Origin of the sequence: Bacillus sp. FJAT-42376 (assembly GCF_003816055.1) — a bacterium.
In the GTDB taxonomy this organism is placed as follows: Bacteria; Bacillota; Bacilli; order Bacillales; family Bacillaceae; genus Metabacillus_B.
This window is the reverse complement of the sequence record NZ_CP033906.1, coordinates 1948984-1961930: the sequence shown is the minus strand read 5'-3', so window position 1 is coordinate 1961930 and position 12947 is coordinate 1948984. Positions and strand designations below refer to the sequence as shown.

General features: G+C 43.9%; 12 protein-coding genes. 4 read left to right on the top strand and 8 right to left on the bottom strand.

Annotation, left to right across the window (positions count from 1 at the left end; translation table 11 throughout):
• The first annotated feature begins 170 nt into the window (after window positions 1–170).
• On the top strand, window positions 171–1481 hold the full coding sequence (locus CEF21_RS09880; protein WP_123915892.1) for an NCS2 family permease: 1311 nt from the start codon (window positions 171–173) through the stop codon (window positions 1479–1481).
• Between the two features lie 291 nt (window positions 1482–1772).
• On the opposite strand, the gene CEF21_RS09875 is transcribed toward CEF21_RS09880, so the two are convergent.
• Complete coding sequence (locus CEF21_RS09875) at window positions 1773–3029, bottom strand: ATP-binding protein (RefSeq protein ID WP_123915889.1); 1257 nt, start codon at window positions 3027–3029, stop codon at window positions 1773–1775.
• A 281-nt stretch (window positions 3030–3310) separates the two neighbouring features.
• Between CEF21_RS09875 and CEF21_RS09870 the strand changes: the two genes are divergently transcribed.
• The gene (locus CEF21_RS09870; protein WP_164462146.1) at window positions 3311–4279 is read left to right on the top strand and encodes a GGDEF domain-containing protein; all 969 of its coding nucleotides are present in this window, start codon (window positions 3311–3313) and stop codon (window positions 4277–4279) included.
• A gap of 74 nt (window positions 4280–4353) precedes the next feature.
• Window positions 4354–4749, top strand: coding sequence for a hypothetical protein (locus CEF21_RS09865; protein WP_123915883.1), 396 nt, complete (start codon window positions 4354–4356; stop codon window positions 4747–4749).
• Here CEF21_RS09865 and CEF21_RS09860 read toward each other — a convergent pair.
• The 4 genes from CEF21_RS09860 to corA form a co-directional block, all read right to left on the bottom strand.
• Window positions 4732–4974: a hypothetical protein gene (locus CEF21_RS09860; RefSeq protein WP_123915881.1), complete on the bottom strand. Its 243-nt coding sequence runs from the start codon at window positions 4972–4974 to the stop codon at window positions 4732–4734. The genes CEF21_RS09865 and CEF21_RS09860 overlap by 18 nt on opposite strands.
• A gap of 6 nt (window positions 4975–4980) precedes the next feature.
• Window positions 4981–5535 carry a TIGR00725 family protein gene (locus tag CEF21_RS09855; protein ID WP_123915879.1) on the bottom strand — a complete coding sequence of 185 codons (555 nt, stop codon included), beginning with the start codon at window positions 5533–5535 and terminating at the stop codon, window positions 4981–4983.
• Between the two features lie 124 nt (window positions 5536–5659).
• Entirely contained in the window at window positions 5660–5863 is a 204-nt protein-coding gene (locus CEF21_RS09850) for a hypothetical protein (RefSeq protein ID WP_123915875.1), read from the bottom strand.
• A 40-nt stretch (window positions 5864–5903) separates the two neighbouring features.
• Complete coding sequence (corA, locus tag CEF21_RS09845) at window positions 5904–6869, bottom strand: magnesium/cobalt transporter CorA (protein ID WP_123915872.1); 966 nt, start codon at window positions 6867–6869, stop codon at window positions 5904–5906.
• 197 nt (window positions 6870–7066) lie between these two features.
• On the opposite strand from corA, the gene CEF21_RS09840 reads away from it, so the two are divergent.
• Entirely contained in the window at window positions 7067–8227 is a 1161-nt protein-coding gene (locus tag CEF21_RS09840) for an aminotransferase A (protein ID WP_123915868.1), read from the top strand.
• Between the two features lie 21 nt (window positions 8228–8248).
• On the opposite strand, the gene CEF21_RS09835 is transcribed toward CEF21_RS09840, so the two are convergent.
• The 3 genes from CEF21_RS09835 to CEF21_RS09825 form a co-directional block, all read right to left on the bottom strand.
• Window positions 8249–10036: a PAS domain S-box protein gene (locus CEF21_RS09835; RefSeq protein ID WP_123915865.1), complete on the bottom strand. Its 1788-nt coding sequence runs from the start codon at window positions 10034–10036 to the stop codon at window positions 8249–8251.
• A gap of 347 nt (window positions 10037–10383) precedes the next feature.
• Window positions 10384–10566, bottom strand: a complete 183-nt coding sequence (locus CEF21_RS09830; RefSeq protein ID WP_123915862.1) for a hypothetical protein — start codon at window positions 10564–10566, stop codon at window positions 10384–10386.
• Between the two features lie 108 nt (window positions 10567–10674).
• Complete coding sequence (locus tag CEF21_RS09825; protein WP_241156810.1) at window positions 10675–12849, bottom strand: peptidoglycan D,D-transpeptidase FtsI family protein; 2175 nt, start codon at window positions 12847–12849, stop codon at window positions 10675–10677.
• Window positions 12850–12947 lie beyond the last annotated feature (98 nt).

The following is a 12947-nucleotide window of genomic DNA, read 5'->3' as shown; positions in this document are numbered from 1 at the left end:
AAATGAACATCCCTTACTAATTCTAGGACTCCCTGCCGGCCTCCTTTCTCTTTACGGAGATTTTACATTCTTTTCAAAACAGGAAAATCAAAGGTGCAAAAACATCTTCCAGTTGATATAATGCTTAATGTGAATCGGCGAGCAGCCGATTGTACGGGTAGGGCCGAGGGATGACAAACAAGGAAGGATTATTGTTGAAATCGATTTTTCAGCTTAAAGAAAATGGAACAACATTCAAGCGGGAGCTGTTGGCAGGTCTTGTGTCATTCTTGACCGTCATTTATATTGTCGCTGTGAATGCATCCATTCTTTCAGATGCAGGCATTCCTCTTGAAGCAGGGATGCTGGCTACAGTTCTCGCTTCATTCATTGGCTGTCTGCTTATGGGACTGATCGGAAATACACCGATTATTCTTGTCCCCGGTATGGGCGTCAACGCATTATTTACGTATACCATCTGCCAGTCTATGGGAATTCCATGGCAGCAGGGCTTAGCGGTCGTGATTATTTCAGGCTTGCTCTTTGCCGCTGTCGCTTTTACAAAATTAACAGAGATTATATCTGCATCCATTCCTTCTTCACTGAAGGAAGCCATTACGGTTGGAATTGGGATCTTTCTGACCTTTATCGGCCTTCAAAAAGCCGGGATGGTTGAAGCCAGCAAAACAACCTTTGTTCAGCTCGGCGACTTATCAAGCCCCGCCGTTCTTGCAGCACTCATCACACTCCTGCTGACGATTGTCTTGTTTGCAAAAGGTGTTCCGGGTCATTTCCTGATCAGTATCGTGGCAGGGACCGCGATTGCGTATCTTTTTGGTGCGGGTGCTCCGGCATCATCTGCCGGTAATACGGGAGCATTCGAGTCCTATGCAAACGTGCTTCGTTCCGTTTCTTTTGAGGGGATCGCTGAACTTTCTTTTTGGATTGCTGTTTTTTCATTAACGATGGTGATCGTATTCGAGAATGTCGGTCTCGTTCACGGACATACGTCCATGATCAGCCGGGAAAACCGGTTCAAACGGTCACTGCAGGCTAATTCCTTATCCGCTATTGCCTCTGGCTTCCTTGGCACAAGTCCGACTGTAAGCACAGTGGAGACGGCTGCCGGAATATCTGCCGGCGGAAGAACAGGGCTTACCGCGCTGACTACAGGACTGCTGTTTTTAGCATCGCTTCTCTTTCTGCCTTATATAAAGCTTATACCGGATACAGCGATCGCTCCCATCCTGATCTTAATCGGGGGACTGATGATTCAGAACATCCAGAACATTGATTTGCAGGATTTCTCTGAAAGCTTTCCCGCTTTTCTCATCATCGCTCTGATTCCGCTCACTTATAGCATCGTTGATGGAATGGCTTTCGGTTTTATCGCCTATCCAATCTTAAAAGTGGCTATGAAGCGTTCGAAGGAAATCGCGTTCCCGCTATATATTATCGCGCTTCTCTTTTTAGCCAGCATGATTTTTCATTCAATACATTAGACGGGGCCGTCCGTTAATTCCGGGCTTCTTGCCCTTTTACCTTTTATTTTTTTACCTGATTTGGCTGCTTGGCGTTGAGACTTCTCAGCGCTTAGGGCCCAGTTTCAGCCTTGCTCTTAGCAAAGGCCTGCAGCTTGCAAAAAACAAACCCCCTGGATGCTCTGTATGGAGCGTTCAGGGGGTTTTGGTTTCTCTCTTCGGACTTTTCAAACAGCCTCTTTCCCTTTATATCTTCTTGAATAGGAAGAGTGGAATCTCTCATCGATGTACTAAATCAGCAGCTCGCACCACTTATGTCAAGCTTGTGAAAGCTTTCAGCGTAATGGTCACCTCTGTTCCCTCGCCGGGCTTACTGCTGTATTCAATTTCACCATCCATATCATGAATCAGACGGCTTGCAATCATCGTTCCGATTCCAGTCCCCTTCGTTTTTGTGGTGTAAAAAGGAAGGCCAATATGCTGCAGCTGTTCCTCAGTCATCCCTTTGCCGTTATCTGTAATGGTTAAAACAACCCTGCCGTTAAAGTAATCCGGTTTTTTAACGACCTTTATTTTTCCTCCGTGTTCGATGGATTCAATGGAGTTCTTTAACACATTCATGATCGCCTGCTTTAAATGCTCCCCGTCGCCAAGAACATCATTACTCGGAATTAATTCCAGCTGTATCTCCGTATTTTCATAGGTAGCCATAGGAATTAAAAGATCAACTGAATCTTTTACCAGATCGTCAATTTTAACTCTGGTTAGCTCAAACTCAAAAGGCTTGGCCAATTTTAAGTAATCCGTAATAATTTTATTAGTCCGGTCCAGCTCCCCTAATATGAGAGGAGAGAATTCTTTCAGTTTTTCATCTGACGTATCCTCCTGCAAAAACTGAATAAATCCTCTGACAGCTGTTATCGGGTTCCGGATTTCATGGGCAATGGATGCGGCCATCTGCCCGATCGTGGTCAGTTTATCCAAATATACCATGTTATCAAGATTCCGGTTAATACGGACAAGAGCTTCAATTATCGCCATCATGGCCATCGTAACCCCAAAGAAAAATAAAAAATAAATCATATAAAATTCGAGATCCAAAAACGGGATAAAAGAAGAAACGATCCAAATATAAAGGAAAAAATAAATGAGAATGATGAAAACACCTGCGGCAAGGCGAACCTTTGATTTTAAATAGATGTTCCGGAAAGTTAAACCAATAAAATACGGAGCGGCATTAATCAACATACCGATAAGAACGTATTCTCCGCCGAATCCGTAGCGGACCACGCTTGCAAAAAGCAGACTGATTCCTCCCGCAAGCCAGCCGGAATAAAGGGTGACAATCAGAATGGCGATCATCCTGAAATCAAAGTATGTTTCTCCTAAATCCTCTATTGGATAAAGCATACAAAGCATAGCCCCGAATCCGCTGACTAAGCCGTAAATAACCTGCTGCTTTACTTTTATTGTTTTTCTTGAATGGAATGGAAACATCAAATTGGCGTTAAACGTGAATGAAAATAATATAGCCATGTTCACAATAAGCGGTTTTAAATAAATGAGCACATGCTACCTCCGTCTTTCTTTATACCAATTCAAAATATATCACGAAATCTCCGCCAGCCAAATAAAAAGTTGTGAAAGCTTATCCAATCCTGTATTTTCATGTTCCTTTCTGTAAATAAATGAAAAAAATCTGTTCAGCTCAATCGAAGGATCGTGCCTGGAACCACTTTTTTTACGTTCAGATGGTGTTTCTTTACAAAAATTTAATAGAACCATTTGGAAGACTATAGTAAAATAGTAGTAGGTAAGATGGAATGCGAATTAGCCAAGGAGTCATGCTTATGATAAAAATTGGAGATATCATTGAAAAAGCCCCGGTCATTACAGGCAATGTGAAAACCCAGGCTGCGGAAGAAATTTTTACAAACCATCCTTCCGTCCAAGGAATCGTGGTTGTGAATGAAGAGCGCCCCATTGGTCTTGTCATGAAATCAAGATACAATTTTAAATTATCCGCTAAATATGGATATGACCTTTTTATGGGCCGCCCGATTGAATTGATCATGGATCCGGCCCCCTTAATTGTCGACAGCGGGGAAAGTTTGACTGCAGTCAGCTCCCTGGCCATGAGTCGCAATCAGGAGCACCTTTATGATTCCATCATTGTCACTTCAGAGGGAAGGTACTCCGGCATCATAAGCATTAAAAATCTCCTCATTAAATTTGCAGAAGTTCAGGCAGACTTGGCAACCTGGACCAACCCGCTGACCGGTCTTCCCGGCAACGTCCTGATTGAACAGAAGCTTAACGATATGATCAGTAAAAATTCTCCTTATTCTCTGCTCTATGCCGATCTGGATTTTTTCAAGGAATACAATGATCTTTTTGGCTTTAAGCGCGGAGACTTGCTTATAAAAGAAACCGCTAACATCCTGATTAAATATCTCCGGGATGAGAACGCTTTTATAGGCCATATCGGAGGAGACGATTTTATCGGTGTCCTTCCCCATTATGATTTTGAGTCCCTTTGCAATCAAGTGATTAAGGAGTTTACAGTCGTTGCACAAAAATACTATGAAGAAGAAGATTGGAAACGGGGGTATACATTCGGCCTTTCAAGAAAGAACCAATACGAAAAAATCCCTTTGGTTTCCATCTCCATCGCTGTTCTGACCAATCAGGCGACACATTTCCAGACGAGCGAATCGATCAGCAAGGCGGCAGCCATCGCAAAAAAACAATGCAAATCCATTTTGAAAAGCTGTTACCTTCATTACATACCCGGGCAGAAATTCCCCGCTGAAATTTAAACGGGCAAACACCCATGACTCCTTCCTGACATAATGTACAATGACTACATTTTCCCTCACGAAGGAGGAACACTATGTATCCATATATCACGAACCCCTACGATTTTTATTCATATCCGGTCTATCCATATGACCGCCAAATGCTTCAGCCCCCTCCCCCTCCGCCCGGCGGAGGATTTCCTGGAGGAGGAGGCGGTCAGCAAGGTCCGAGTCAGCAGCCGCCTGGCCCTCCCCCGTCCTTTACTCCTCAGCAGCAGCAGGCGACAGCATTTGCCGTAGATCCGGGCGGAATTCGCCGGTGCTTATTCCGCAATACGTATGTATGGCTTATTAACGGGCAGCAATTCTGGTTTTACCCGACATTTGTCGGAAGAAATTCTGTCGCAGGATTTAGATGGTTCCCTCAGTTCAGGCAATGGGGCTACTTCGGCATCGACCTTAGACAAATCAGTTCATTTACCTGTTTTTAATTTGGTCGATGTTAAAGCATGATATTTAATTTTTTTTGGGCGCAGAGACATTTGAGATTTATGCTTGATGCAGCGGGAAAGACCCCGCCGTGGCGCAGCCAGGATGGGGTTCACCGCCTGCCGGCTGCAATCAATAGCCAAGCTTAACAGAAATTTCAAGAGGCTGACTGGAAAAATCCAGTCAGCCTTTTTTTTCTTTTTCAGCCAGCAGGCTTGCTGAGTCAATTTTATTCAATCTCCTGTCAGACCAGTATTTCTGGATTTGTCCCATTTCTGGCTTAGCAATTCGAACGCCCTATCCACAGCAAGCTTTCCTGTCAAAGCATAGTGGATTTCTACGGTTCTTCGCTCATCCAGATACATCCCCTCAAAGGCTGTCTCTTTTATTTTAGCTGCCCATCCTCCTGATGATTCAACGGCTACAACCGGCTTGCTGTTCATGTAAGCAGCAGACAGTTCACCGAGCGTTCCATTGCCGCCGCGGATCATGATAATGGCATCGCATGAATGGACGAGAATCAGACTCCGGTAATCAAATCCGAGGCCCGTTGTGATTGGAACATCTAAATAGTCATTGGCTACATCCGTACGGTCTCCCGCCAATATCCCAATCACAAGCCCGCCTGCTTCCTTTGCCCCTTTGGAAGCATGCTCCATGACTCCGCTGCCTCCGCCTGTCAGAAGAACTGCCCCTCTTTTCGCAACCTCCGCTCCCGCTTCTTCTGCAATGGTGCAGATGTCTTCCGGGATTTCCCCTGATTGGCCAATAATCGCTATTCTAATCATAATAGGCAAGCCCTCCGCTTCATTCTCTTCTCTTTATTATACTTTAATTCGCGGTTTAAAAAACGGTAAAAGGCGAGCTTCCTTTTGCTGAACGCTGATAAGCTGAAAAAAGAATCCGGTCCCTCTATACCAGGGACCGGATTTCATCTTCCATCTTTTTCATTTTTTCTTTAAATTCTTCTCTCCGTACAGCCTGTTCATAGATTTTTTCCATTTCATTCTTGTAAAATTTCATATGCTCAAGCGTCATAGCATTAAACATTTCATTTCTCAATTTTACAACAAGAACTTTTTCTTCCGGTGTAAGATAGGTATCATCTGGAAGCACACGATTCACCTTCTTAGTGGTTATTTATCCTGCAAGTACGTTAAAATTTTGATTTTTTGTAGCGAAGCCAGCCTACCTTCCAAAAGAACCCTATCATGATGAACGCGATGACGATCATGATTCCCAAGACGACAAAATAATTATTTTTTCCCTGCAGCTCGGGCATATACTGAAAATTCATGCCGTAAAGACCAGCAATAAAGGTGAGCGGAAGAAAAATGGAGGACATCACCGTCAGGGTCATCATAATTCGATTCATTTTATCCGAACTGATGGAGAGATAGCTGTCCCTGATATCAGCCGTGAGTTCCCGGTTCGCATCGATCATTTCCACAAGCTTCAGCAAATGGTCATATACATCCTGAAGATAGATTTCTTTTTCCTTTAATCCGCTAAGCTTTGAAGAGCTGATCATTCGATAAAGCAAATCCCTCATCGGGATAATGCTTCTTCTGACGCTGGAAAGATCCGTACGGATAGAAAAAACCTCTTCCATAAGAGAACTGATGGTTCTCTCCTCGGTTTTATCCTCCAGCTGGTTCAGCACATCTTCAAGCCGGTAGACAGGAGGAAAATAATCATCTACAAGCTTATCCAGAATCTGGTACATAATCTGAAGGGGTCCTGCCTGCATCGCAGTATCTTTTTTTACCTTTAAAAACATGTTGCTTATTTCTCTTATCGGTTTTTTATGAAAGGATACGAGATACCGGTCACTTACGAATAAATCCACTTCATCTGCATCCAATGTTTTTTGGTGAATGGCATGAAGAACAAGAAAAAAATAGCCGTCATAAAAATCCATTTTAGGACGCTGTGTAAATTCCACACAGTCTTCTATGGCAAGCGGATGGAAACGGAAAAATTTAGAAAGAAGGAGAACTTCTTTTTCAGTGGGCTCCTGGAAATCAACCCAATACCATTTGTAATCCTCTTTTTTTAATGAACTGAGAGGTAAATCATAGATAACTTCTCCAGTGTTTGCTACGGCAACAGTCCGAATCATATGCTCCAACTCCGATTAACAGTTTTACTCCATATGAATTTACCCTTTCATAATGGAATCAAACCCCCTTCTTTCAGTATACAATAGGAACCTTTCCTTTTGTATGCAGGATTTTGGGACATAAATTGTTTATCTTAACAATTTCGGCACAAGTTTTGTTAAAATGATACATAAGCACGAGAAGAAAAGGTGATTGTATGGAACATTTAATCCAGCCCAGAGTGAGAGAAATTGAAATGTCAGGAATACGGAAGTTTTTTAATCTAGTGGCAGACTATGAGGATGTAGTTTCCCTCACGATCGGCCAGCCTGATTTTTTCACTCCTCATCATGTGAAAGCGGCAGCTAAAAAAGCGATAGATGAAAATTTCACTTCGTATACCCATAATGCCGGGTTCCCTGAACTGCGGAATGCGGCAGCCGATTATTTATTAAAAAAATACAGGCTTTCATACAGTCCCGAAGACGAAGTCATTGTGACAGCCGGAGCAAGCCAGGCGATTGACATCACGCTCAGGACGATACTGACGGAAGGCAGCGAGGTTATCCTTCCAGGACCCGTCTACCCGGGCTACGAGCCGATTATACGGCTGTGCGGAGCGATTCCGGTGCATGCCGATACAACGAGAACCCAGTTTAAACTGACAGCAGAACAGATTGAGGCCAGACTGACAGACAAAACCCGATGTGTCATTTTGCCTTATCCCTCAAATCCTACCGGCATGACACTTGACCGGGAAGAGCTTGAAAAAATTGCCGGGCTTTTAAGGGGCAGGGATATTTTCGTTTTATCTGATGAAATATACAGTGAGCTTTCCTTTACCAATTCACATTATTCCATTGCCTCTATGCTCCCCGGTCAAACCATTGTGATCAATGGACTCTCCAAATCCCACAGCATGACCGGCTGGAGAATTGGATTCGTATTTGCCCGCAAGGAGATCGTGAAGCATATGCTGAAGGTTCATCAGTATAATGTATCCTGTGCATCTTCCATCTCGCAAAAAGCAGCTTTTGAAGCGCTGACGAATGGAATCGATGATGCACTCATCATGCGGGATCAGTATCGGAAGAGAATGGAATATGTGTATGGACGACTCATTAAAATGGGGATTGAAACAGCAAGGCCTACCGGAGCTTTTTATATTTTCCCGTCGATTAAAAAGTTCGGCCTGTCATCCTTTGATTTTGCCCTCTCGCTCGTAAGCGACGGCGGTGTCGCCGTTGTGCCGGGGAGCGCTTTTTCTAAACATGGGGAAGGCTATGTCCGCATTTCCTATGCCTATTCAATGGAAGAGCTTGAAAAAGGGATGGATCGCCTGGATCACTTCATTCGAAATGTCGTTCAGCCCATCTAAACAGCATACAAAAAAGGACGCTCAGCTGACCGGGCGTCCTTCTTTTGCAGGAAAACTAATTGTAAATGTCGTCCCTTTTCCTATTTGACTGTCAAGATCGACTTTTCCAAAATGATTTTCAATGATCTTATACGTAATCATCAAACCAAGCCCCGTCCCTTTTTCCTTCGTTGTAAAAAAGGGGCTCCCGATTTTTTTCAATATGGACTGGGGGATGCCTTCTCCTTCATCTTCAACCACCGCAATGATTTTATCGCCAGCCGCTTTTGTAGAAATTCTGACCTTTCCGCCGCTCGGCATCGCATCGATTGCATTCTTAATCAGATTGATAAAGACTTGTTTCAGCTGATTGGGATCACCGAAAAGCATCGATTCTCCATCAGGATGGATATTTTCAATAAAGACCCCATTTAAATTAGCTTGAGTTTCAAGCAGGGTCGTCACTTCCAAGATCAGCTTTTTCAAATCCGTTTCCACAAACATGCTTGTCTGGGGCTTTGCTAATACAAGCAGCTCACTTAAAATCAGTTCAATCCGGTCCAGTTCTCCAAAAACGATATCAAAATATTGGTCACCGCGATTTTCTTTCGTCCTCATCAGCTGAAGAAATCCTTTAATGGCAGTAAGCGGATTGCGGATTTCATGGGCAATGCCCGCAGCCAGCTGACCCGCTACCGATAGCTTTTCAGACTGCAGCATCAGCTCTTCCGTCTTTTTCTTCTCTGACAAATCCCTTAAAATCACTTGGACAGCCGGCTCCCCGAAATAGGAGGTGGGAATACAAACCATCTCGGTATAAATCAGCTGGTTTTCGTACGTTCTCCAGATTATTTCCCCCACTTCCGAATCAGCCCCGCCTTGAAGAATCCTTCTTATAAATGAAGCAGCAAGCGGCTGCTGGTCCCGGTCCATAAACTGCGTAAAATCCTTGCCCAGCATATCCTGATAGCCGGAAGCCTTGAAAAGTCTGACTCCGGATTCATTGATAAACACCCATTTATTTCTGTGGATAACGGCAATTGTGTCCAAAGAATTCTGTATGAGACGCTGGTACCTCTCCCGGCTTTTCTGAAGGATTTTCTGAAACCTTTTGCGGGCGGATATATCCAGGAGAACGACTAGCTCCGCCCTCTGCTGCTCATATTCAATAGAGGAGGTCTTTACTTCGATCTCAATTGGATTGCCATCAAGCCTTCGCCAAGTTTGTTCAATGATTCCGGTCTTCCCGCCCTTTTGAAGCCGTTCAATACGGTTACGGAATATTTCTTTGTATTCATCCTGTATCAGTTCAAGGGAGTCTAAACCGATCAGCTTATCCGCGTGGCTTGCGTGAAGCAAAGAAACGGCTTCTTTATTGGCAAAATGAATGATCCCCTTAACGGTGATTAGCAGCGGGCTGGGGAGATGATTCAAATATGTATCCCCTTCAAGATCCCCGGCATGAGAATATGAACGGTACTCAAGAAGGTTTCTTTTGTTTTCGCAAAGCACGACTTTCAGTACGATTTCTTCTCTTCTTTTTAATCCGGTCATGCTTTGAATATAATCCATTGTCGCTTCTACCCAAACGGTGGAAGCTTCTTTCGTTTTCATCCGAAAGGTGCATGGAAACATGTGATGCTCGTGCTTCAGATACTGTTCGACTGTATCAATATCTTCCCTGTATACATAATCAACCAGATCTTCCCCAATCAGCTCATTATTGCTGTAGCTGGTGAAATCTTCAGCATTCGCTGATGCGTATAAAATTTTCCCTTTTGCATTAAGCACGGTATACATGTAATCTGTTTTTTCCCTTTGCTGATCCATGGCTTCCCCCCCTTTTCGGAAAAGCTATCAGATGAATCTTATCTCCTAACAGTGCTTTCGCTTTTTATGTAATTTGATATCAATAAACATTCGAGAAATCCTCCCCGAATCCTTCAAGCACTTTCAAAAGTTTCCATTTTTCTTAAAAGGGAAGCTTTTGCTGAATGACTCCTTTTCTTAAACCTGCAGATAAAAGGAAAAGATGGCGGCTCTTGCCGCTAAACAGAACACCCCCGGGGATGCTGTGAACTGTCACACATCCTGCCCGGGGGCTATAAGCCAGTGAAATAGAAAGGATATTGATGCATACGCTGCTTGGATGCATGTAATATCCAGACGATTTCTGGTTAATGCATCCCTTTATACTGCCCTTGGTTTTTGGATGCTTTTTCTTTTTTTGCTTTTTCGTGATGAAGCTCATTTACATGATGACTCCCTGATTCATGTGCAAATTCGGTGTCTGTTTTGGCAGAGTCGAATCCTTTTTTGTTCTTTTGGTCTGCATCATGCTTTTTTGTTCGTTTGGCCATGATTCATCACCTCATTCTTCATTGTCGGCTATAAATACGCCATTTATAGTTTGCTACGCACAGAATGGGATATGAATGGCAAAAAAAAGAACCGCTAGGCAGCGGTTTTTAATTTGTATCATTCTGATCAGGTTTCTCATCTTCCAGTTTCACCGTGGATTTATCTTCCTGACCTTCGTATTTCTTTTCAAGATTTACGTAAGCCTTCATAATCCGGTCTCCAATGACACGGCTTGCCGTTGTGGAGTTAGACTTGTTTCTCACGCTCGGTACCGTCACGCTGAATGCCACCTTCGGGTGATCGGTCGGATAAAATCCTACAAAGGTAACATTACTGACAGATTTCATTTTAATGCCTTTCTGAAGGTTTGTATAAAATGACTGGGTCGTTCCCGTTTTTCCTGCTACATCCAAACCTTTAAAATATGCTCTGGCTGTACCTCTTGATCCTTTTGTAACGAGCTTCATTCCTTCTTTGATCCGCTCAATCTGTCCGGGGGTATTGTTGATTCCATTGAGTATTTTCGGATCTTTTTCCACTACGAGCGGACCGGGCTTGTTCTCATTAACCGGTTCATGAATGGATCGGACAACCCGGGGTTCAACGCGGAACCCGCCATTCGCGATAACGGAAATGTATTGAGCCATCTGCAAAGGCGTATACGTGTCGTACTGGCCGATGGCAACGTCGAGAAGCAATCCCCCAACTATATCAGGATGTGATCGCTGACCATGTGCTTCACCCGGAAGATCAATACCGGTTGGAACGCCTAGGCCAAACTGGTCATTTAAGTTTCTGAACTTCTGCAAATCATCCGGACCGGCCGGAAATTTGCCATTTGGAACATATGGAATGTCCGCAATTTCCATTGCTGTACGGAACATGTATACGTTGGAACTCACTTCAAGTGCTTCCCGGTCATCCACCCATCCGCTTGGATGGAGTGATTTTTTCGGTTTTGCATTTTTTAAAAGAATAGGAACATTATCATTAAAAGAAGTCCCGGGTTTAAGTCCGGATTGAAAACCGCTTAGAAGCGTGGCTCCCTTAACAGCCGATCCCATCTCATACTGAGTCGTATAAGCGCCATAGGAAAAATCATAAAATTTCTTCGAGTTGTACCGGTCATATCCTTTTCCAGCCATCGCGAGGATATCCCCTTGATAAGGATCCATCATGACCACGAAGGCCCGGTCTGCATATGGGCTGTCTCCCACCACTTTTTTAAGTTCTTCTTCCACAATTTTTTCGACTTGCTGCTGAAGCTCTGCATCAAATGTCAGCTCCAGGTCAAGGCCGCGTCTTCCCGGGTCCACTACTTTTTCAGAGATCGTCTTCCCGCTTTTATCTGTTACATATTGAATTTTGGCCTTACGGGGATTGAGATAATCCTCATACTGATATTCAAGACGGGACTTGCCTACCCGGTCGTTGCGGGCATATCCGCGGGACTGGTAATAGGATTTCCGTTCCTGCAAAATCCCTTGGGATGATGTGGTGACCCCTCCCAGAATGCTTCCAAGCGTGTCCCCATAGGCATATTTCCTGTTCCAGTCCGTGATGATATTGATTCCAGGCATGGACTCGATGTTCTCCGACACTCTGGCCATTTCATCGTTCGTCAGCATATTTTTGGCACTCGGCACTTTGTCTTTTGGCGGTGCCTGCGATTTTATAATTTGCGGTTCATACTGGTAGCCTGCTGAAAAGCGTTTAAACAGAACCGCCATTTCAAGTTCCTCGGGATTCGTGCGGATTTCCTCCACTTCCTTATCAGGAACCCGTTCAACCTGCAGCTTATATTGCTCCTTGCCGCTCTTTTTCAATTCTTTTTTCTTTAAAAGCTTCGCCGCTTCTTCTTGATGGGCGGCAAGCCAGTAGTCGCGGATGTCGCGTTCGCTTTTCTGTTCAGCCGTATATTGAAGGGCTTCCTCTTCCACTTCAATATATTCCGCCAGTTTTTTGGCGGTTTTCAGCTTGTCTTCCGTTTTCGTGCTCTTTTCAACTGAATAGGTAATGGCAGGGACACTGACATTGTCCACAACTACCCTTCCATACCGGTCATACATTTTTCCCCTTGGTGCCGGGTAGGAAGAAATATTGGCTTCTGTTCTTGATACCTCTTTTGTATACTCTTCCCCTTTTACGATTTGAACAACTCCGAGGCGAACGATAAGCAGGGTGAAAATCAAAAATACGCAAAAGAAGAAAATGTTGATCCGAAAGTGGCGTGATCGTTTCAGCTTCCGGTTCTCGGGGGAATTTGCAGCTTGCTCAGTCAATTGATGATAACTCCTTTCAAATTCTTATCTATTTCATATACGGTTTTGTAAAATAACATTCCTATTGTAACACTTACGTAACAGTTGTCATATGTCGA